The sequence below is a fragment of the Brevibacterium sp. RIT 803 genome, from assembly GCF_016892625.1.
Taxonomy (GTDB): Bacteria; Actinomycetota; Actinomycetes; order Actinomycetales; family Brevibacteriaceae; genus Brevibacterium.
The window spans coordinates 137,812-159,325 of record NZ_JAFEMW010000004.1 but is presented as its reverse complement, the minus strand read 5'-3'; the positions used below and the strand labels follow the sequence as shown (position 1 = coordinate 159,325).

Annotated in this window: 20 protein-coding genes and 1 tRNA gene; 16 read left to right on the top strand and 5 right to left on the bottom strand. The window is 62.7% G+C overall.

Annotated elements, in window-relative coordinates; translation table 11 throughout:
• Window positions 1–36 precede the first annotated feature (36 nt).
• Window positions 37–441: a hypothetical protein gene (locus tag JTF07_RS13845; RefSeq protein WP_204234823.1), complete on the top strand. Its 405-nt coding sequence runs from the start codon at window positions 37–39 to the stop codon at window positions 439–441.
• Here the strand turns inward: JTF07_RS13845 and JTF07_RS13840 are convergent.
• Both JTF07_RS13840 and JTF07_RS13835 read right to left on the bottom strand, forming a co-directional pair.
• Window positions 388–1,296, bottom strand: coding sequence for a universal stress protein (locus JTF07_RS13840; protein ID WP_204234822.1), 909 nt, complete (start codon window positions 1,294–1,296; stop codon window positions 388–390). The genes JTF07_RS13845 and JTF07_RS13840 overlap by 54 nt on opposite strands.
• Before the next feature lie 117 nt (window positions 1,297–1,413).
• Window positions 1,414–1,953, bottom strand: a complete 540-nt coding sequence (locus JTF07_RS13835; protein ID WP_204234821.1) for a DUF4916 domain-containing protein — start codon at window positions 1,951–1,953, stop codon at window positions 1,414–1,416.
• A 60-nt stretch (window positions 1,954–2,013) separates the two neighbouring features.
• Between JTF07_RS13835 and JTF07_RS13830 the strand changes: the two genes are divergently transcribed.
• The 11 genes from JTF07_RS13830 to proC all read left to right on the top strand — a co-directional run bounded on the left by JTF07_RS13830 (window position 2,014) and on the right by proC (window position 14,312).
• Complete coding sequence (locus JTF07_RS13830; RefSeq protein ID WP_204234820.1) at window positions 2,014–2,316, top strand: putative quinol monooxygenase; 303 nt, start codon at window positions 2,014–2,016, stop codon at window positions 2,314–2,316.
• Between the two features lie 278 nt (window positions 2,317–2,594).
• On the top strand, window positions 2,595–4,091 hold the full coding sequence (locus JTF07_RS13825; RefSeq protein WP_204234819.1) for an MmgE/PrpD family protein: 1,497 nt from the start codon (window positions 2,595–2,597) through the stop codon (window positions 4,089–4,091).
• Complete coding sequence (gene prpB / locus JTF07_RS13820) at window positions 4,091–4,996, top strand: methylisocitrate lyase (protein WP_204234818.1); 906 nt, start codon at window positions 4,091–4,093, stop codon at window positions 4,994–4,996. Before JTF07_RS13825 ends, prpB begins: the two co-directional genes overlap by 1 nt.
• Window positions 4,993–6,114 (top strand): bifunctional 2-methylcitrate synthase/citrate synthase, encoded by a 1,122-nt coding sequence (locus JTF07_RS13815; protein ID WP_204234817.1) that lies wholly within the window; start codon window positions 4,993–4,995, stop codon window positions 6,112–6,114. Before prpB ends, JTF07_RS13815 begins: the two co-directional genes overlap by 4 nt.
• A gap of 26 nt (window positions 6,115–6,140) precedes the next feature.
• Window positions 6,141–6,983, top strand: coding sequence for an enoyl-CoA hydratase/isomerase family protein (locus tag JTF07_RS13810; RefSeq protein WP_204234816.1), 843 nt, complete (start codon window positions 6,141–6,143; stop codon window positions 6,981–6,983).
• 20 nt (window positions 6,984–7,003) lie between these two features.
• Window positions 7,004–7,969, top strand: a complete 966-nt coding sequence (locus JTF07_RS13805; protein ID WP_198397681.1) for a Ppx/GppA phosphatase family protein — start codon at window positions 7,004–7,006, stop codon at window positions 7,967–7,969.
• A gap of 143 nt (window positions 7,970–8,112) precedes the next feature.
• On the top strand, window positions 8,113–9,834 hold the full coding sequence (locus JTF07_RS13800; RefSeq protein WP_204234815.1) for a glycerol-3-phosphate dehydrogenase/oxidase: 1,722 nt from the start codon (window positions 8,113–8,115) through the stop codon (window positions 9,832–9,834).
• Window positions 9,835–9,871: 37 nt separating this feature from the next.
• Entirely contained in the window at window positions 9,872–10,594 is a 723-nt protein-coding gene (locus tag JTF07_RS13795) for an MIP/aquaporin family protein (RefSeq protein WP_204234814.1), read from the top strand.
• Window positions 10,595–10,657: 63 nt separating this feature from the next.
• Entirely contained in the window at window positions 10,658–12,190 is a 1,533-nt protein-coding gene (gene glpK, locus JTF07_RS13790; RefSeq protein WP_204234813.1) for a glycerol kinase GlpK, read from the top strand.
• A gap of 239 nt (window positions 12,191–12,429) precedes the next feature.
• Entirely contained in the window at window positions 12,430–13,428 is a 999-nt protein-coding gene (locus JTF07_RS13785; RefSeq protein WP_204234812.1) for a sugar phosphate isomerase/epimerase family protein, read from the top strand.
• Window positions 13,429–13,475: 47 nt separating this feature from the next.
• Window positions 13,476–14,312, top strand: a complete 837-nt coding sequence (gene proC / locus JTF07_RS13780) for a pyrroline-5-carboxylate reductase (RefSeq protein ID WP_204234811.1) — start codon at window positions 13,476–13,478, stop codon at window positions 14,310–14,312.
• A gap of 81 nt (window positions 14,313–14,393) precedes the next feature.
• Here proC and JTF07_RS13775 read toward each other — a convergent pair whose 3' ends face one another.
• Window positions 14,394–15,275 carry a LuxR C-terminal-related transcriptional regulator gene (locus JTF07_RS13775; protein ID WP_204234810.1) on the bottom strand — a complete coding sequence of 294 codons (882 nt, stop codon included), beginning with the start codon at window positions 15,273–15,275 and terminating at the stop codon, window positions 14,394–14,396.
• 111 nt (window positions 15,276–15,386) lie between these two features.
• Here JTF07_RS13775 and JTF07_RS13770 point away from each other — a divergent pair, with 111 nt between their 5' ends.
• From JTF07_RS13770 to JTF07_RS13755, 4 genes are all read left to right on the top strand, one after another.
• A complete protein-coding gene (locus tag JTF07_RS13770) occupies window positions 15,387–15,728 on the top strand; it encodes a DUF485 domain-containing protein (protein ID WP_204234809.1) in 342 nt (113 codons plus the stop codon).
• The gene (locus JTF07_RS13765; RefSeq protein ID WP_204234808.1) at window positions 15,725–17,371 is read left to right on the top strand and encodes a monocarboxylic acid transporter; all 1,647 of its coding nucleotides are present in this window, start codon (window positions 15,725–15,727) and stop codon (window positions 17,369–17,371) included. Before JTF07_RS13770 ends, JTF07_RS13765 begins: the two co-directional genes overlap by 4 nt.
• 262 nt (window positions 17,372–17,633) lie before the next feature.
• Window positions 17,634–17,704, top strand: a tRNA-Gly gene (locus tag JTF07_RS13760).
• A gap of 436 nt (window positions 17,705–18,140) precedes the next feature.
• Window positions 18,141–19,196, top strand: a complete 1,056-nt coding sequence (locus tag JTF07_RS13755) for a hypothetical protein (RefSeq protein WP_204234807.1) — start codon at window positions 18,141–18,143, stop codon at window positions 19,194–19,196.
• 241 nt (window positions 19,197–19,437) lie between these two features.
• Here the strand turns inward: JTF07_RS13755 and JTF07_RS13750 are convergent, their stop codons facing one another.
• Window positions 19,438–20,100, bottom strand: a complete 663-nt coding sequence (locus JTF07_RS13750) for a potassium channel family protein (RefSeq protein ID WP_204234806.1) — start codon at window positions 20,098–20,100, stop codon at window positions 19,438–19,440.
• Complete coding sequence (locus tag JTF07_RS13745) at window positions 20,093–21,502, bottom strand: TrkH family potassium uptake protein (protein ID WP_353843974.1); 1,410 nt, start codon at window positions 21,500–21,502, stop codon at window positions 20,093–20,095. Before JTF07_RS13745 ends, JTF07_RS13750 begins: the two co-directional genes overlap by 8 nt.
• Window positions 21,503–21,514: the final 12 nt, after the last annotated feature.

Sequence of the window (21,514 nt, the reverse complement as noted above, 5' to 3'; positions counted from 1 at the left end):
CGCGGCAACGCCCCGTGGCGAAAGGTTCACTTGCCGTTGACTCGGCGGCCGCCCGTCGGGGTTGGAGCCTTCATCACCGATGGGTTGGAATGGGAGGCCAAGAGCGTCCACAACGACACTCCAGCCTTCACCCGAGTGCGGGTGAGTGACGAAGCGCTGCAGGCAACGATGTATGAGGTCCCGGCAAGCGGCGCACAGCAGCCTGAATCGCAGAGGGCATCCGAGAAGATCGACGATGTCGAGATCGCCCGCGCAGGAGGCGAGGCTCCCGAGTCGGGTACCGACGTGGACGCAGATGCGAACGTGGAAGCCGACAGTGCGGACGCTGGCGGCGGCTCGAACAGCGTGGATGCGGCCACCTGCGCCGTCTGCGCTGACGCCGCCAGCTCAGCTCGGGACGACCATGATCGGACCGTCCGCGCGGTGGAGGACTCCACGTGACACGGAGCCCAGAAGTGCGCTTCGGACCGCTCCTCGTCCGCGAGTGCCGAGGACGGTCAGCTGCGCGGTCTCTGCGGCTTCGACGAGGATCTCGGTCGGGTCTCCGATGGGCACTTCGGCAGTGACCTGCAGATCGGGGAACTGCTGTGCCACTGCCGCGACCTCGGCCTCGAGTGCTGCCTCGAGCTCCTTCTTCCTCCGATAGGAGACCTCGGCGCTCAGCTCCAGTTCGGGGTACCAGTAGAGCCATTCCTCGCCGGCTGGGAGGACGGAGATGATGTCGAGTGCGGCACGCCGCGAGCTGGCCACCTCGGCGGCGGTGAACATCGCCAGACGTCCGGCATCCGAGCCGTCGACGGCGACGACCACCGGGGCGCCGTCCGTCTCCGTTCGGTGGCCCGGGACGACGATCGTCGGGCAATGGGAGTGGGCAGGCAGTGCTGTGGACACCGAGCCGAGAATCCGGCCCATGAATCCGCCGCGGCCTCTCGCGCCCACGATCACTGTCCGTGCGTGTGCGCTCAGATCCTTCAGCACCCCGGCCGCGTCTCCCCGATCTGCGCGGTAGGAGACCTTGCCTGCATGGTCTCGCAGGAGTCCGGCCGCTTCACCGAGGAGCTTCTCGACAGCTCGGAGTGAGGCCTGCTCCTCGTTCTCGTCCGGCATTGATGCGATGTTCGGATAGATCATCGCCGGCACGGTATACGCGGCGACGACGGTGAGAGCGGCACTGCGGCGAGTGGCCTCGTCTGCCCCGTACTCGAGGGCGCGCGCGGCGAGTTCGGAGCCGTCGTAACCGACGAGGATCCCGAGGCTCGTCGATGTCTGGTCAGCGGTGTGGTTCTCGGTAGTCATGGCAGACCTCCTGATGGGGGCCAACTGCACCCGGACGAGGACGATGGCCCCGATCATGAGAACCGTCCTCGTCTGCCTCAGTCTACCAAGGGACTTCTACGAAGAGTAGAAAAATTGTCAGATCGCGAAGCCCATATGGGCCAGTGCGTAGCGGAGGATGTGCTCCTGACCGTGGCACATCTCGCCGACGATGTCCGGGCGCAGCGTTTCCTCCGGTGTCAGCCAATCGAGGCTCAGCGCATCCGCACGAGGAGTGCACTCGCCTCTGACTTCGAGGATGAAGCACATTGAGATCGCATGCTGGCGGGGGTCGTGGAGCAGGGACGAGCCTTCGGTGGGAAAGTACTCGGCGATGTGGAACGGTGCGATCGCAGGCGGAATGACCGGCAGAGCCATCGGTCCGAGGTCATTCTCTGCATGGCGCATCAGCGCTGAGCGGATGCTCTCGTGGAAGCGGATCCGCCCGCCGATGACCTCTCGACCCAGTGTTCCATCGTCCAGACTGCGCAGCAGGAGGCCGATCCGCTCGACGTCTCCCGATTCGCCCACTCGCACAGGAATCGCATTGACATAGGGGATGGGCAGTCGCCGTCGCAGCTGAGCGAACTCGGCATCGTCGAACCAGTTGTCGTCGAAGTCCAGAGCAGTGCGCGTCATGGCTCAATTGTGGCACATCGGCACGTGATGCAGTTCACGCCCACTGGTATCCTTGAGACCATGGTCTTCGCGAATGTCGGCACCCTCGGAGCACTGCCCGGACAGCGCGACGTCCTGGTTGCTCTCCTCACCCGTCGCAACGACTCTCTCAAGCGCATCGGCTGCCTGAGCTATGAGGTCGGAGTCAGCGATGATCATCCCGACACCGTCTTCGTCATCGAACTCTGGGACAGCGAGGATGCACACCGAGAGTCCCTTCAACTGCCCGAAGTCCAGGCCTCGATCGCAGAGGCGCGCCCCATGCTCTCCGGTGAATTCGGCGGCTACCGCTTCGACATCGCAGGGTCACCCCTGCGCGACTGAATCTGGCTGGTTCTTCACTTCTGCGCGGCTCTCCCGCTCCGCGGCTGTGCAGTTCTCCTCCACCGCGACTGCGCGGTCGAAGAATACCGCGACTGCGCGAGCGCACGGCGCCGGATCGACATTGTGAGACCAGGTGGTGGGAACTCGGTGCGGTCGGGTAAAGTATCTTGATGTCGAGATAAAATTCTGACCAGACCGTGACAGTGACGTGACGTAGCCTACAGTTGTGTCTGCCACTGGAAGACCTGAACGGTCAAGGACGTTTGAAGGGGTTAACCATGATCGATCATGAAGTCCGCACGCACAAGAGCTCAGAGAACCTGGCTCGCGAAGACCAACTCGCCTGGAAGATCGCCGAGGTCGCCTCAGACCCGACTCCGGTGGACTCAGAGGTCACCGAAATGGTGATCAACCGTGTCATCGACAACGCCTCGGTGGCCGCAGCCTCGGTGCGCCGCTCGGCCCCGCTGCACGCCCGTGAACAGGCACAGACCCACCCGTACTCACCCGGAGCCACCGTCTTCGGTCTGCCCCTGGGCGAGCACTTCTCCCCAGAATGGGCAGCCTGGGCCAACGGTGTCGCCGTTCGTGAACTCGACTTCCATGACACCTTCCTCGCAGCCGAATACTCACACCCCGGCGACAACATCCCACCAGTCCTCGCAGTCGCCCAGCACAAGGGCATCAGCGGTAAGGACCTCATCAACGGCATCGCCACCGGTTACGAGATCCAGGTCGACCTGGTCAAGGGAATGTGCCTGCACGAGCACAAGATCGACCACGTCGCCCACCTCGGCCCATCCGCAGCGGCCGGCATCGGCGCCATGCTCGGCCTCGACACCGAAATCACCTTCCAGGCGATCCAGCAGGCCCTGCACGTGACCACCGCGACCCGTCAGTCCCGCAAGGGCGAGATCTCTTCGTGGAAGGCACACGCTCCTGCATTCGCCGGCAAGATGGCCGTCGAGTCCGTCGACCGTGCCATGCGCGGCGAGGGTGCACCCAACCCGATCTATGAAGGTGAAGACGGCTTCATCGCCTGGATCCTCTCAGGCCCCGAGGCTCGTTACACCATTCCCCTGCCGGGTGCAGGTGAGGCCAAGCGCGCGATCCTCGACACGTACACCAAGGAGCACTCGGCCGAGTACCAGGCCCAGGCGCTCATCGACCTCGCCCGCAAGCTCGGTGGCGAGATCGAGGATCTGACGAAGATCAAGCGCATCGTCATCCACACCTCGCACCACACGCACAACGTCATCGGCACGGGCGCGAACGACCCGCAGAAGATGGATCCCAAGGCCAGCCGCGAGACCCTCGACCACTCGATCATGTACATCTTCGCCGTGGCGATGGAGGATCAGGGCTGGCACCACGAGCACTCCTACGCTCCCGAGCGTGCCGGACAGCCAGAGACCGTCAAGCTGTGGCACAAGATCGAGACCACCGAAGACAAGGAATGGACTCGCCGCTACCACTCGACCGATCCCAATGAGAAGGCCTTCGGGGGCCGCGTTGAGATCGAATTCGAAGACGGATCGACCCTGGTCGACGAGATCGCCGTGGCCGATGCTCACCCCTTCGGCGCCCGTCCCTTCGCCCGCGCGAACTACATCGAGAAGTTCAAGACCCTGTCCGAGGGCATCCTCACCGGTGCAGAGCAGACCCGCTTCATCGACCTGGCTGAGAACCTGGAGAACCTCGACGCGAAGGGTGTTGCCGAACTCAGCTTCACCGTCGAGGGACTCGAGCACACCGGCTCGAAGGGCATCTTCTGATGTTGGGGGCAACTGCAACGCCGGCCGAGCGCCGCGCGAAGTTCCGGGAGCTCCTCGCCGGTGACCAGATCGTGCAGTTCCCCGGCGCCATCAATCCGATCAACGCTCAGATCATCGAGCAGACCGGATTCGAGGGCGTCTACATCTCCGGTGGTGCCTTCTCGGCAGCCATGGGCCTGCCCGACATCGGACTCACCACCCTCACCGAGGTGGCCGATCACGGACGCAACATCGCCCGGGTGACGAACCTGCCCACCTTCATCGACGCCGACACCGGCTGGGGCGAAGCCATGAACGTGGCACGCACCATCCAGGAATTCGAAGACGCCGGAATCTCGGGGATGCACCTCGAGGATCAGGTGAATCCGAAGCGCTGCGGTCACCTCGACGGCAAAGAGGTGGTCACCGCCGCTGAGATGAGCAAGCGCATCGCCGCCGCCGTCAAGGGCCGTCGCGATGAGAACTTCGTCATCAGCGCCCGCACCGACTCCCGCGCAGGCGAAGGACTCGACGCGGCGATCGATCGTGCGAAGGCCTACGTCGACGCCGGAGCGGACCTGATCTTCCCCGAAGCCATGCGCGACCTGAGCGAGTTCGAGAGATTCGCCAGCAGCGTGGATGTTCCGATTCTGGCGAACATGACAGAATTCGGAAAGAGCGAACTGTTCACGACCGAGCAGTTGGCGAACGTCGGAGTCAAAGTCGTGATCTACCCGGTCACAACTCTGCGTCTCGCCATGGGTGCGATCAAATCGGGCCTGCAGACCATTCGAGATCAGGGCACCCAGGTGGACCTGCTTGAGGGAATGCAGACCCGTGCGGACCTCTACGACACGATCGACTACGCTGCGTACAACGATTTTGACGCAGCCGTATTCAACTTTTCACAGGAGGGTCACCAGTGACCGAAGAAATCAAGAAGGGCCTCGCCGGCGTCGTCGTCGACACCACGGCCGTTTCGAAGGTAGTCCAGGAAACGAACTCGCTCACCTACCGCGGGTATCCCGTGCAGGAACTCGCTGCCGAGCGCAACTTCGAAGACGTCGCCTACCTGATCTGGAACGGTGAACTGCCGACGAAGGCTCAGCTCGACGAATTCAAGGCCCGCGAGCGCTCACAGCGCACCGTCGACGACAAGCTCATCCAGGTCATCCTCGACCTGCCCAAGGACTGCCACCCGATGCACGTGGTGCAGACTGCGGTGTCCTACCTCGGCGCCGTCGATCCTGAGGCAGACGTCGAAGGCGAAGAGGCCAACCTGGCCAAGGCTGAACGTCTCTACGCACAGCTGCCGACGATCGTGGCCATCGATCACCGTCGCCGCCACGGCCTCGACCCGGTCGCTCCGACCGAGGACCTCGACTACGCCGCGAACTTCTTCAAGATGGTCTTCGATGAGGTTCCCGACGAGGCGGTCGTGCGCTGCTTCGACATCTCGATGATCCTCTACGCGGAGCACTCGTTCAACGCATCGACGTTCACCACCCGCGTCATCACCTCGACGACGGCCGACCTGTACTCTGCAGTCGCCGGCGGCATCGGTGCCCTCAAGGGCCCCCTGCACGGCGGTGCCAATGAGGCTGTCATGGCGATGCTCGAAGAGGTCGGCACCGCCGACAAGGCATCGGCGTGGATCGACGAAGCCCTGGCGAAGAAGGCCAAGATCATGGGCTTCGGACACCGTGTCTACAAGAACGGTGACTCCCGCGTTCCGACCATGCGCAAGGCCTTCGAGAACATGGTCGCGGCCAAGGGCGCAACCGATCTCCTCGATCTCTACAATGCCTTCGAAGAGGACTTCGTCTCACGCAAGGGCATCTACCCGAACCTTGACTACCCCTCAGGTCCGGCGTACCACCTGATGGGCTTCGACACCGATCAGTTCACCCCGATCTTCGTCATGGCCCGCATCACCGGCTGGACCGCTCACATCATGGAACAGCAGGCCAACAACGCTCTGATCCGTCCGCTGAGCGCATACGACGGTCACGAGCAGCGCGAGGTTCCCGAAAACCGGAGCTGAAGAACCACAGCTGAAAGGCTAAGCACATGACCGTTGACGGCACATACCGTCCGGTCGATCTCGAGGGTTTCGACTTCACCGTCACAGGTGGAGTCGGAACCCTCGTCATTGATCGGCCCGAAAAACGCAACGCCATCTCCCGTCCGATGTGGCGGGCCCTGCCGGAGATCATCGCCGGCATCGACGCCGATGACTCGATTGGGGCGCTGGTGATCACGGGCGCGGCCGGGCACTTCTCCGCCGGGTCCGACATCGCGGACCTCAACGTTGCCCTCGCCGACTTCTGGGAACTCAATTCCACCGCCGAGGCGGCTGTGGCCGATGCCCGCACCACGACGATCGCGGCCATCACCGGTAACTGCGTGGGCGGGGGCACCGAGATCGCGGCTGCCTGCGACATCCGCATCGCGGCCCCCGGTTCGATCTTCGGTGTCACGGCTGCGAAGCTCGGTCTCGTCTACCCACCGGGGCCAACCCGCCGCCTGGCCACCGTGCTCGGTGACTCCTGGGCCAGGTACCTGCTGGTCACAGCCTCGATCGTCACGTTCGAGACGATGCGCGAACTCGGATTCTTCCACGAGGTCTCCCAGACTCCGCTGGACTCAGCACAGGCCATGGGTGAGAAGATCGTCGGACTCTCTCGACTGTCCCAGCTGGGATCCAAAGCAGTCCTGTCCGGAGAGCTGAGGGAGAACGTCACGGCCGACTCCGGCTTCAACCCTCCGTCGTGGCTCGACGAGGCTTACCAGGCAGAGATCGCCCGCGGACAGGAGGCGTTCTTCGCGAAGCGCCCGCCCGAATTCGGCTTCAGGGGCACGGACTGGGCCGAGGGATCGATACCTACGGGGTCGGCACCGGAAAAGCCGTGAACAGTGGTTAAACTGAACGAATGCGCCTAGCAGTCCTCGATATCGGGTCCAACAGCGTCCACCTCCTCGTGGTCGATGCTCATGTCGGAGCCCCTCCCTTGCCTGCCACCTCCCACAAAGAGATCCTGCGCCTCGCCGAGTACCTCGGCGACGATGGGATGATCGATGCCGCAGGTCAGGAACGACTGCACAACTTCATCGCCGAGGCGGTGGAGATCGCCGAAGACCAAGGATCGGAACAGATCCTGGCGTTCGCCACCTCGGCGGTCAGGGATGCCCCGAACGGTGCCGAGCTCATCGATGCCATCAATGCTCAACTCGGCGTGACCCTCAACGTGATGTCCGGCAAGGACGAAGCGCGGGTGACTTTTCTCGCAGTCAGGCGCTGGTTCGGCTGGTCGGCGGGGAAGATCCTGCTGCTCGACATCGGCGGCGGCTCCCTTGAGATCGCGGCCGGTCAGGACGAATACCCTGAAGCGGCCGTGTCCGTGCCCTTGGGCGCTGGTCGCACCTATTCTGATTTCCTCCCCGATCCTCTGCCCAGTGCCGATGACATCCACAGCCTGCAGAAGTATGCGCGCTCCCAGATCGGTCGAATCGCCGGCAAGATCAACAGAGTCGGCACCGCCGATCAGGTGGTGGGGTCATCGAAGACGTTCCGTTCGCTGGCTCGGATCGCCGGCGCGGCACCCAGCGGCGACGGCATCTACGCCCCACGCAAACTCTTCCGTCGTGACCTCGCCGGAATCATCGAGACCCTGTCCTCAAGGACCCCCGAAGAGCGCGCGACGCTGCCCGGAGTCTCCCAGGCTCGGGCCGGACAGATCCTCGCGGGCGCCATCGTCGCCGACGCGGCCTTCGCCATCTTCGACGTCAACGTGATGAGCATCTCCCCATGGGCACTGCGGGAAGGGATCATCATGCGCAAACTCGACCTGCTCGATTCCGCGGAGACCTCCTCGGCGATGCGAGTGGAACTGGTCTGAGCCCTTTCGGTTCTGTCCGTTGTGTTTCACTTCTGCGCATTGCCTGTTAGATTTTTCCTAACTGCCGTACACGGACCACATGCTGATATCGGGGCGTGATAATGGTGGGAACACATACGCTCGGAGAAGGAAAAGAACTGTCAATGCGAAATGGCGAGCTGTCCCCATCGTTCCGCGATGAAGCCCTGCACACCCTCGAGAACACCACAGCCGACAACCCGCTTGACGTCTTCGTCGTCGGTGGAGGTGTCACCGGAGCCGGCTCCGCATTCGATGCAGCCACCCGCGGGCTGAAGGTCGGGGTCGTCGATGCCAAGGACTGGGCCTCTGGCACTTCCTCGCGGTCCTCGAAGCTCATGCACGGCGGACTTCGCTACCTCGAGATGCTCGACTTCAAACTCGTGGCCGAAGCGCTGAAGGAACGCGACCTCCTCCTCCAGCACACGGCGCCTCACCTGGTTGAGCCCGTTGCCTTCGTCTTCCCCTTCGAACACCGCCTCATCGACCGAGCATTCATCGGCTCCGGCGTTCTGCTCTACGACACCATGGCCACCCGCCCCGGTCGCAAACGCGCTCTGCCCCTGCATCGGCATCTGGGCAAGAAGGCACTGACCTCGCATTTCCCCGGCCTGGCCGATGATGCCGCTGTCGGTGCCCTCGAATACTACGATGCGAAGGTCGACGACGCCCGCTTCGTCATGACGCTCATCCGCTCAGCTGTGGGCTACGGCGCCGCCGCGGCCAACCATGTTTCCGTCATCGACTACCTCCACGACGGAGAACGAGTCTCCGGCGTCCGAGCCCGCGATGAGATGACCGGACGCGAGTTCGACATCCACGCCCGCCGCACAATCCTCGCCGGGGGAGTCTGGACCGAGGAGCAGCAGGACCTGGCCAAGGCCGACGCAGGCCTCCAGGTGCTCGCGTCCAAGGGCGTGCACATTACCGTCGACCAGGACAAGATCAAGGCCGACCCAGACACCGGCATCATCTCGAAGACGGAGAAGTCCGTGCTCTTCGTGATCCCGTGGGAGGGCTACTGGGTCATCGGCACCACGGACACCCCGTGGGATCAGGACGTCGACTCTCCGGTGGCCAACTCCGACGACATCGACTATCTGCTCAAGCACGCGAACGCGATCCTGACCGAGAAGCTCACCCGCAACGACGTCATCGGCGTCTACTCCGGACTCCGACCTCTGCTTCAGCCAGTGGTCAAGGAGGGCCAGGCCTCGACGAAGGTATCGCGCGAGCACACGGTGATGGAGATCGAACCCGCACTCGCCGCGATCGCCGGCGGAAAGTTCACGACCTACCGGGTGATGGCCGAGGACGCCGTCGACTTCGTCCTCGGCGACGATGCGAAGGATCGGCGCTCACTGACCGAATCGGTCCCGCTGCTCGGCGCCCAAGGCGTCGGCGCAGTGAGACGAGGTCAGGCAGGCATCGCCGAGAAGTACGGCTGGGACGAGGACCGGGTGAAGAGACTCATCCGCCGTTACGGCACCCTGATTGAGGACATCCTCGACCTTGTCGACGAAGACCCCGAACTCGGCCGGCCGCTGCCCGGAGCACAGCGCTACCTGCGCGCAGAGGCCCACTACGCGGCGACCTCGGAAGGCGCCGTTCACCTCGGCGATATCCTCGAGCGCCGAATGCGCCTCAACTACGAGGTCAGGGACCGAGGCAAAGGCGCCGCCGAGGCGGTCGCCGCCATCGTCGCCCCGATCCTGGGGTGGGACGATGAGCGGGAGGCGAAGGAGATCGCCGACTTCAACGCTCACGCCGACGCACAGATCGCCGCCGAATCCACCCACGACGATGCGTCGGCTGCGGCACTCGTCGAGGAGACATTGAAACCGTAAATCCGCTCAGCAGTACAGACATAGGAGTTTGTGAAATATGGGTACTATCTTCCTTTATGAGATCGGCGGCACCGCCATGCTCATGCTGCTCGGCGTCGGTGTCGTCGCCAATGTGGTTCTGGGTAAGACGAAGGGCAACGGGGGAGGTTGGCTCCTCATCTCGTTCGGTTGGGGCCTGGCGGTCTTCGCCGGTGTCTTCGTCGCCTTCAAGACCGGAGCACACCTCAACCCGGCGGTGACCTTCGGCATCCTCGCCAGCGGAGCCGAAGAATACGCCCCTGGCATCGCGGTGAACTTCGGTAACACCATCGCCTACCTTGCGGCCGAGATGATCGGTGCCATGATCGGTGCGTTCCTCGCCTGGGCCGTGTACAAGAAGCACTACGACGAGGAGAAGGACGCCGGCAACATCCTCGGCACCTTCTCCACCGGACCTGAGATCCGCAGCTACGGCTGGAACTTCGTCACCGAGGTCATCGCCACATTCGTCCTCGTGTTCGTCATCCTGCTCTTCGACGGAACTCCGCACGGGCTGGGACCACTGGCAGTCGGTCTCCTCGTCGTCGCCATCGGCGCTTCCTTGGGCGGCCCGACCGGCTACGCGATCAACCCCGCCCGTGACCTCGGGCCCCGTATCGTCCACGCCCTGCTGCCGATCCCGAACAAGGGCAAGTCGGACTGGGCGTACTCGTGGGTGCCGATTGCGGGACCACTTGTCGGCGCCGTCATCGCAGGACTGCTCTCGCGGGCCTTCGTCTGACCCCATCGAACCTTCGTCTGAGTCACCAGCAATCCACAGCATCACCTCGCCATAGGAGTCAGCATGAGTCAGGAAAAGTTCATCCTCGCCATCGACCAGGGCACCACCTCGTCGCGGGCCATCGTCTTCAACCACGACGGACAGATCGTGTCCTCGGGCCAACTTGAGCACGAGCAGATCTTCCCGCGGGCCGGCTGGGTCGAACACGACCCGTTGGAGATCATCAGGAACACGAACGAGGCGATCGGTCAGGCTCTGACCCGCGCCGGCATCAACCGCCACCAGCTCGAGGGCGTGGGCATCACGAATCAGCGTGAGACCACGGTCATCTGGAACAAGAACACCGGCAAGCCCGTCTACAACGCGATCGTCTGGCAGGACACCAGAACCCAGAAGATCTGCGACGAACTCGCCGGAGACGAAGGACCCGACAAGTACAAGGATCGTGTGGGCCTGCCTCTGGCGACGTACTTCGCCGGACCGAAGGCCAAGTGGGTCTTCGACAACGTCGACGGAGTCAAGGAGTCCGCTGAAGCCGGCGAACTGCTCTTCGGCACCATGGACACCTGGGTTCTCTGGAACCTCACCGGCGGCGTCAACGGCGGAGTCCACGTCACCGACGTCACGAATGCCTCGCGCACGATGCTCATGAACGTCAAGAGCCTCGACTGGAACGAGGAGATCGCCGGCGAGATGGGCATTCCCGTCGCGATGCTCCCAGAGATCAAGTCCTGTTCGGAGGTGTACGGCTACGGCGCCAAGAACGGCCTCATCATCGACACCCCGATCTGCGGTATCCTCGGCGACCAGCAGGCGGCGACCTTCGGTCAGGCATGCTTCGAGAAGGGCCAGGCCAAGAACACCTACGGCACCGGAAACTTCATGCTCATCAACACCGGAACCGAGCCCGTGGCCAGCAAGAACGGACTGCTGACGACCGTCGCCTACAAGATCGGCGAGAACGCGGCCGTCTACGCTCTCGAAGGCTCAGTAGCCGTGACAGGTTCCCTCGTGCAGTGGCTGCGCGACAATTTCGGCATCATCTCCGAGGCCCCCGAAGTTGAGACGCTTGCGAAGAATGTCGACGACAACGGTGGCTGCTATATCGTGCCGGCCTTCTCCGGTCTCTTCGCACCCCACTGGGAGTCCGACGCACGCGGAGTGATGGTGGGACTCACACGCTTCGTCAACAAGAACCACATTGCCCGGGCAGCTCTCGAGTCGGTGGCATTCCAGTCCCGCGAGGTCCTCGATGCGATGGACCTCGATTCGGGAGTCAAACTCACCGAGCTCAAGGTCGATGGCGGCATGGTCGCCAATGAGACGCTGATGCAGTTCCAGGCCGATCTCCTCGGCGTGCCCGTCATCCGCCCCGAGGTCGTCGAGACCACGGCCCTGGGCGCGGCATATGCAGCCGGGATCGCCGTGAAGTTCTGGAACGGTGAAGAAGATGTGAAGAACAACTGGCGTGAGGACAAGCGCTGGCTGCCGTCGATGGACGAGGACACAGTCGCTCGTGCCTACCGACTGTGGAACAAGGCAGTCGAGAAGTCGAAGAACTGGGTCGACGAGGACGTCGAAGCCCTCCAAGGCTGACCTCTGGTCGAGGCCGACCCTCGCCGATATGGGGGTTGAGTCGAGATCGATCGTGACCATGCGCTCTGGCACCGCCGGGGACACCCCGTCGAGGACGTGGGTGAACTCCGTGGGGTGCCAGGGCGCATCGTCGACGCGGGCGCGTCGAACTCGAAGACCAGCCATCGCTCCGGCTTGGCGGCTTCAGGGCATATGCTTTCTGAGGGAATACGGAATCTTCGAGGACTAAACTGGGTGAGATGAGCAGGGCGAAACGGTCGAAGTCAGCACGTAAGGTCTACACCGCAAAGAATTCCGCGCGGTCCAATTCGCGACGGCACCGTGAGTACTTCGACAGCCATCAGGTCTACGACCACGAGACCCAGCACAGTTCGGACCACCAGATCCGGATCGGACTCTCCAGTTCCTCGGTGTCACCGATGACCGTTGCCGAGACCTTCTCCCAAGCAGCCGAACACGGCTACGACGGTGTCGAGATCATGGTCACCCACAATGCCGAGACCCGCGATGTCGACCTCATCAACGGCCTGGCTGAGGAGACCGGACTCAAAGTCATGTCCCTGCACGCACCGACGCTGCTCTTCCTGCCTCGCGTCCTGCACAAGGATCACTGGGAGAAGCTGCGCATCACTGCGAATCTCGCCAAGGAGGTCGGCGCCAAAACCGTGGTGCTGCACCCGCCGTTCAGGTGGCAGGGGGAGTATGCGCTGGGCTTCGTCGACGGTGTGCGGCAAGTGTCAGAGGAGACCGGAGTCGTCCTCGCCGTGGAGAACATGTACCCCTGGCGCGCAGGCGTGCGCGAGGTCCTCGTCTACTATCCCGACTGGAACCCCCTCGACGAGGACTACGATGCCCTCACCTTCGACTTCTCCCATGCCTCGACGGCCGGGATGAACGCCGTCGAGACCGTGTCAGAGATCTTCGACAAACTCCGTCACGTCCATCTCACCGACGGCTCCGGATCCCTCAAGGACGAACATCTGATCCCCGGCGCCGGCACCATGCCCGTGGCCGAAACCCTGCAGCTTCTGGCCAAGCGCAACTGGTCCGGCGACGTCGTCGTCGAAGTCAACACACGATTCGTTGCGAAGAAGTCCACTCGTGAGCAGATGCTCGCCGACTCCCTCGCCTTCGCCCGAACACACCTCGGCCTTGAGACCGAGGACCGCCATCGCAATGCCTCGAGCCACGTGCGCACCAGTGACCTGCGCACGAGCGAGAGACAGTCGAACACCTGAACACGCCACGCACACCGATTGAACCACCACAGAAAGGCAGGTCTGATTTGACCTCCATCGCCTCCATCGGCACGGGAAACATGGGCTCGGCACTGATCAAGGGAATACTGAGCGCCGACGAGAAGCTCGACGTTCGAGCGACGACCAATTCGGCCGCCTCGGCGAAGCGACTCGCTGCGGAGCTCCCGAGCGCGACCATCATCTCGGTGGACGACGATGCCGAGGCCAACCAGAAGGCCGCTGCCGGTGCGGACTTCGTCTTCCTCGGCGTCAAGCCCTGGATGATGGCCGACACGTTGCGTGAGCTCTCTCCGAGCCTGGACGCGAACACAGTCCTCGTCTCGATGGCTGCCGGTGTCGCCATGGATGACCTGGCCACGCTGGCGCCGCAGAACCCGATCGTGCGAATCATGCCCAACACCCCCAGCGCCATCGGACATGGCGTCATCGCCCTCGCCCCCTCCGCCGAGGTGGACGAGACGACTGTGGACACACTGCGGACTCTGCTGTCCGGAGCCGGACTCGTTGTGGCACTTGAAGAAGCGCAGATCCCTGCGATGACAGGAATCTCAGGCTCGGGAGTGGCCTACTTCTTCCTCCTGGCAGAGACCATGATCGCCGCCGGTGTGAAGATGGGGCTGAGCGAGGAGACGGCCACGCAGATGGTCGTGGCCACTGCCGATGGGGCAGGTCGACTTCTGAGCGAGAAGCCGGACCCGAGCGCACAGCGTCAGGCGGTGAGCAGCAAGGGCGGCACCACGCTCGCCGGACTGCAGACCTTCATCGACGCAGGGCTCTTCGATATCGCCGAGGCTGCTGCCCAGGCTGCAGGCGACCGGTCCCTCGAAATGGAGAAGGAGAACTCCGAAGCCATCAACGGCTGATGGCCAGGACCAACCCGGCAGCTCTGGTCAGCGTGGCAGTCCGAGTCAGATGCGCAGGCCGGTTCAGCGCGGCAGGCCGGATCAGGGAAGAGCCCCGGCCGACCGCGCGATGGACACAGCCTCATGCCGGGTGCCAGCTGAAAGTTTGACCATGGCCGTATTCAGGTAGGACTTCACGGTCGACTCCCGCAGTCCCAGCCCCTCGGCGATCCTGACATTCGACCATCCCAATGCCACATGGGAGAGAATGTCGGTTTCCCTGGGGGAGAGGCTGACAGTGGGTGTCGGGTTCGGGAACAGCTCCGAATTGTGGCCGGAGAGGATATCGGCCAGGCGGTTCTCCACGACTGTCAGTCGCTGACGCATCTCGTTCTCATCGACGCCTGAACGGATCGAGCGCAGTTCCGCATAGGTGCGCCGCAGAGCTTCCCTGCTCGAGGACTCGAGATCGGGATACAGGCGCTCGGGCTCGATCTGTTCCTCGGGTTGTGGGCGCTGACCGAGCCGACCCAGATCCACCGACAGCTGCCTGACCCGTTTGACCAGATCGCTCGTCTGCGGCGCCGCAGAGTTGTAGTTTGTGCGATGACCGCAGTAGATCATGCCCGTGACGTCGCCGCCGCGCAGCGTCGGGACGGCGATGAGCACCTTGATCCCTTCGCCGAGGATCTCTTCGTCGTAGTGATGAGTGATGAAGGGGTCGAGTCCGTAGTCCTTCGTCAGCTGTGGGGTGCCTTCGGTGAGCGCACGTCCACCGAGCCCGCGTCCGGTACTGACGATCAGCGAGGACAGGCGGTCCTTGCCGCCTCCGGCTACCGCCTCGACGGTGACCTCGCCCTCGTCGACCGTTCCGCCGAAGACCACATCACCGGTCCCGCTGCGGTGCAGAGAGTCGATGGCTTCGACGAAGAGTCGGCGAGTCTCGGCCTTCAGCGCCCGAGATTCTCTGGTTTTGGCATTCATGTGAACAAGCTACCAACTTTCGGTGGTATTCCCCAGCGCCGACTGACCGTTAGTTTAAAGTTGTGTGATTCAGACCACTGATGCTCGACGCACGTTTCGAATGGAGAAGCAATGACCGATCCCGAAAGTACTCGGGTCGATTTCCTCGTCGAAGAGGAGAATCCCGAATTCAAAGCACTAAAGCGCAAAAGGTTCTCGGTGGTGATACCACTGTCGATCGGATTCATGGCGTGGTACTTCCTCTACGTCATTCTGAGCACCTACGCGCACGATTTCATGTCCACGAAGGTCGTCGGTGAGATCAACCTCGGGCTGATCCTCGGACTCCTGCAGTTCGTGACGACCTTCGCGATCACGATGTTCTACGTTTCGTTCGCGAACAAGAAGCTCGATCCGCCGGCCTCGGCGATCCGTGAACGCCTCCAGCAGCAGTCGGAAGGAACCACCCCATGAGCGCAGTCGCCATAGGAGACCTCTTCGCTTCCAGTCTCGACAAAGTGTCCCAGGGCGTGACCGAGGTCGAGAACAACCCGATCCTCAACATCACGATCTTCGCCGCTTTCGTCGCGGTGACGATGTTCATCGTCCTGCGGGCCAGCAAGAACAACAAATCCGCTTCCGATTACTATGCGGGCGGCAGGTCCTTCACCGGCCCCCAGAACGGGTTCGCGATCGCGGGCGACTATCTTTCAGCAGCCTCGTTCCTCGGTATCTGCGGAGCCATCGCGGTCAACGGCTACGACGGCTTCCTGTATTCGATCGGATTCCTCGTCGCCTGGCTCGTCGCCCTGCTCATCGTGGCGGAGCTGATGCGCAACACCGGTAAGTTCACGATGGCCGACGTGCTGTCCTTCCGACTCAAGCAGCGGCCTGTGCGCATGGCCGCAGCACTGTCGACACTGGCAGTCTGCTTCTTCTACCTCCTGGCTCAGATGGCCGGTGCGGGTGGGCTGGTATCACTGCTCATGGGCATCGACGGCGAGGTCGGCCAATCGCTGGTCGTTGCCGTGGTGGGTGCTCTCATGATCATCTACGTGCTGGTCGGCGGCATGAAGGGAACCACCTGGGTCCAGATCGTCAAAGCGGTCCTGCTGATCCTCGGTACCTTCGCAATGACCATCTGGGTGCTGGCCCTCAACGGGTTCAACCTCTCGACCCTTCTCGCTTCTGCGGTCAACAACTCGGGCGTGGGTGAGGCTATCCTCGAACCGGGTCAGCAGTACGGTGAGAACCCGCTCGACTTCATTTCACTGGCACTGGCGCTGGTGCTCGGCACCGCCGGCCTGCCGCACGTTCTGATGCGCTTCTACACGGTCCCCTCTGCGAAGGAAGCCCGTCGTTCGGTCGTCTGGGCCATCTGGCTCATCGGCGGGTTCTACCTGTTCACCCTCATCCTCGGATACGGTGCGGCAGCACTCGTGGGTGCCGATGCGATTGAGAACGCACCGGGCGGAGTGAATTCGGCGGCACCGCTGCTGGCGCTCCACCTCGGCGGGCCCATCCTCATGGGGTTCATCTCGGCAGTTGCCTTCGCGACGATCCTGGCAGTGGTCGCCGGCCTCGCGATCACCGCGGCCGCGTCCTTCGCTCACGATATCTATGCGAGCGTCATCAAGAAGGGCAAGGTCGACGACCCCGATGCCGAAGTCAAGATCGCACGTCGCACGGTCATCGTGATCGGTGCCGTGGCGATCATCGGCGGCATCGGAGTGCAGGGACAGAACATCGCATTCCTCGTGGCACTCGCGTTCGCCGTCGCGGCCAGTGCGAACCTGCCGACGATCGTCTACTCGCTGTTCTGGAAGCGCTTCACCACTCGCGGCGCGGTGTGGTCGATCTACGGCGGTCTGGGATCGGCGATTCTGCTGATCGCGTTCTCGCCGGTGGTCTCCGGTTCCGAGACCGCGATGATTCCGGGGGCGGACTTCGTGCTCTTCCCATTGTCGAATCCCGGAATCATCTCGATTCCGCTCGGCTTCCTCCTCGGCTGGATCGCGTCGATCACCGACAAGACAGTCGAGAGTCCCGAGCTGGCAGCGGAGATGGACGTTCGCGCCCACACCGGGTTCGGCGCCGAGGAGGCTGTCGACCACTGAGTGTGAGACATAGTCCTCGTACGACATGATGCTGAGGGGGTGGCTGCGGCCGCCCCCTCAGGCGTTGTCACAGCGTTCCCCTGCAGGGAATCCATCCCGACGACAGACACGGGGCGAGTCGACAGACACGGGGCGAGTCGTTAGACACGGGGCGAGTCTCGATATACACGGGGCGAGTCGATATACACTGAGAGAGCCACCGCGGAGGCTTTCGCCACTTCAGGGAATATTCCCTGGTGAGAACATTTTCCTCCGGTAGATCGCGGGCGTAGCTTAATGGCAGAGCCTCGGCTTCCCAAGCCGATGACGCGGGTTCGATTCCCGTCGCCCGCTCTCGTGCACGGAGGTGGGGTCGAGTTTCCCACCCCCTTGCCGTTCCTGCGCTTCTTGCGCTGTTTCCTACGCCTGAGTCAGCGCGAATACGATGCTCGCTAGCCCAAAGTGCATAGGTGCGTCACTTGTGCTCTACCTGCGCACTTATTCCCAGCGGTTGTGTACGCGACCACCAGGCAACTACGCTTGTGCAGTTTGCTGACGGGTGAATGTGAGGGGAAGGGCGCGCCTAGGTGAAGTTCATGTTCCTCGTCGTCCCCCGTCAGCGATAGCAGACATCACGCCGATCGCTGCCGTATCCGCTGGCGACTCAGGTTCGTTTCGTTGTGGACGATGCCGTGACTCAAGTGCGTGAACCCTGTGGAGGAGAAACCTGCTTCCACAAGGTTGAGTGAGTCCATTGAAACGCGTCGCACCTGCGCCCGAGCATTGGCACATGTACAACATTGTGCGAACTCGAGAATTGAACGCCAACGGGATCCACAGCCGCAGAATCGGCAGTGCGGTCGGCTGCTGTCTGCTCAAACTTACGTTTGGCATGTATTCGATTGTTGCTCGATGCCAGAGTCCTCGTCACGGCAGAATCATGGACCTCATCACTGATGAAGCGTGGATCAAGACGGTTGGCGAACAGACGGATGCCACGGGGCGGAAGAGCTTCGCCCTTCTGGATACTATCGAGAAACTCAGGGTTGCATCTTATCCGCTGTACCGGGCCGACGATATGGTGTGCGGGGTCTCGGCGGCCTACATTCATGATCTGCCGTTGTACCGACCGCCACGCGGACTGATCCATGCGGCGAATCCGTCCCGACGATGGAAGAGCAACGATCTGTCCCGCACGACCAGATCGATACCGGAAGAGGATTCAGTTCACATCGGCAAGATGATGCTCACCTCACCCGTGAGAACGGCCCTTGATCTCATTGGGCACTTGGGGGAGCCAGAGGCGTTCGCTGCGCTGGAGAAGGTTCTGCGGAGAGCGGTGTTCGGCTCTGATATCCGTGCAGACGATGCGGCACGTTTCGGATATCCGAAGAACACCGGTCAGCTTGCGCGAACGTGTATCGATGAAGGGTTTGTTCCAGTCGTTGGACGGCTTTCGACGGGGCACCGGCGGGCAGAACGACTGCTTGCCTCCATCAGCCCGCTGTCGGAGAGCTATGCCGAAAGTCTATGCGCCTACAATCTCTCAATTCTCAAGATCTCGGGCTTCGAACAGCAGGCCGATGTCTTCGATGGCCACCGACATATCGCGCGGGTTGATTTCATGCACAGGGCTTCGAAGACGATCATCTTTGTGGACGGCGTGACGAAATACGTCGACAGCGGGTTCTCCCTGATGCGCAAGGAGTCTGCACAATACAATCGCCTTATCGCAATGGGCTACCGGATCGTCAGACTCAGTTTCGCCGAGGCAGTCGACTTGGAATCCCTCGCGACCAGACTGTACGGCCAGGCACCGTGGCTACGCGGGGCTGACTGCGTGTGAATGCGAGCATATTGACGCCGCTGCGAAGCAACCACTTGGCATAAGTGCATAGGTAGTGCACAAGTGCTCTACCTATGCACTTTCAGCAAGCTGGTGCAGTTCGCCAGACCGTGGGGCGCGGGCGCTGGCTCGCGCCTGCGCTTCGCCTGCGGCTGCGGCTTAGCTTCGCCTGCGCTTCGCCTGCGGCTGCGGCTTAGCTTCGCCTGCGGCTGCGGCTGAGGTTGGCCTTGGCGCAGTTGTCCTATGGTCGTCCGGCGAAGCGCCCCAGCAGCTCCACGTGGCCGGCGACGATGAGCAGGTCCTGCTTACCGACGCGGGTCGTGGGCTCGGCGTATGTGAAGTCGCGACCAGGGCTCTTGATGCCCACGATCGTGACTCCGTACTTGTCGCGCACGCCGGATTCGCTGAGAGTGAACCCCTGGATCTCACGAGGGGGACGCATCTTCACGACCGCGAAGTGACCTTCGTCGAATTCGATGTACTCCATCATCCGCGAACTCACCAGGTGCGCCACCCGCCGGCCAGCATCGGATTCGGGGTAGAGGACATGGTGTGCACCGATGCGGTGGAGGATCTTGCCGTGTGAGGGGGAGATGGCCTTCGCCCACACCTGACTCACGCCCAGATCGACGAGGTTGGCCGTCGTGAGCACGCTGTCCTCGATCGAGGTGCCGATGCCGACCACCGCTGTGGAGAAATCGCCGGCGCCGACTTGTCGCAGCGCATCGATGTTGGTGGCATCGGCCTCGACGACATGGGTGAGCTTTCCGCTCCAGTCCTTGACCAGCTCGGCGCTGTGTTCGATCGCCATGACCTCGCGGCCCAGTTTAGCTAGGGTGGTCGCGGTCGATGACCCGAAGCGTCCGAGTCCGATGACCAGGATTGAGGTGTTTTCGTTAGCCAACGACCGGCCTTTCTTCGGGATAGCGGTACAGGCGCACCGAGTCCTGCATGGACAGGGCTGCCGCCAGTGTAATCGTACCCAGACGGCCGATGAGCATGATCACGGACAGGCAGTACAGGCCCGCGTCATTGACTGTTGATGACACCCCGGAGCTCAGGCCCACAGTGCCGAATGCGGAGATCACCTCGAACAGCACCTTGTCCAGTGGTTCGGCGCTGATCTGCAGCATCGCCAGGGTCCCAATGAAGACGATGATCGCGCCGGTGAGGAGAACCGAGATCGAGAGCTTGATCGTCGATGAGGTCAGACGCCGACCGAAGACATGCACATCCTGCATGCCGCGGGCCTCGGTATATGCGGCCAGGACCAGCACGGCGACCGTCGTGACCTTGATTCCGCCGGCCGTCGACGATGATCCACCGCCGATGAACATCATGAGATCCATGAGCAGGTGCGAGGACTGACTCATATCCGCGATGTCCATGGTCGAGAATCCTCCCGAGCGCGGCATCACCGCCATGAAGAGGACCTCGACGAAGGTGTGTCCCGCGTTCTTGTCGCCCAGGGTGGCCGGATTCGCGGACTCGAAGATGAGAAGGAACAGCAGGCCGATGGCCAGGACTGCGGTGGTCGTCGTCAGCGTCAGCTTCGTGTGCAGGTCCCACTTGCTCGGATGATTCCACTGCATAGCGATCATGAGCACAACGGGGAACCCCAACGCGCCCACGAAGACGCCGAGCATGAGCAGCGAGAGAATCCACGGGTCCGAAGCGAAATAGGCACCACCGCCGGGGTGGATCGTGAATCCGGCGTTGTTGAATGCCGAGATCGAGTAGAACACCGAATACCAGACGGCGTCACCGATCTCCTCCCCACGCATGAGGAATCGTGGGAAGAACAGCACGGCAAGGATCGCCTCGGCGGTGAAGATGGTGATCACAACGGTCTTCAGCAGCGTGCCGACCTGGCCCAGATTGAGCGCCGAGGTTGCCTGTTGGGCGATGAGGCGCTGCCGGACACCCAGCCGACGGGAGACCGCCATGCCCAGCACAGAGGCGAGGGTGAGGATGCCCAGGCCACCCACCTGGATGCCGGCGGTGATGACCGAGACGCCGAAATCTGACCAGTAGCTCTCCGTCACGACCGGGGTCAGTCCCGTCACACAGACGGCCGAGACGGCCACGAACACCGCGTTCGCAATGTGCTCGGCCTGAGGAACTGAGCCCGGATCGCGCATGCTCGCAGGCAGCATCAGAAGGATCGCGAAGAACGCCACCACTGCGACGAAGGATCCGATCGCCAGGCGAGCCGGCGAGGCAACGGCGAGGTCGTCGACGAAGTCGCGGACCCACCGGCCAGGGCGCAGGATCCGGTCGAAGCGCTGCGGGGAATTCTTGGACACAGACTCTATGGT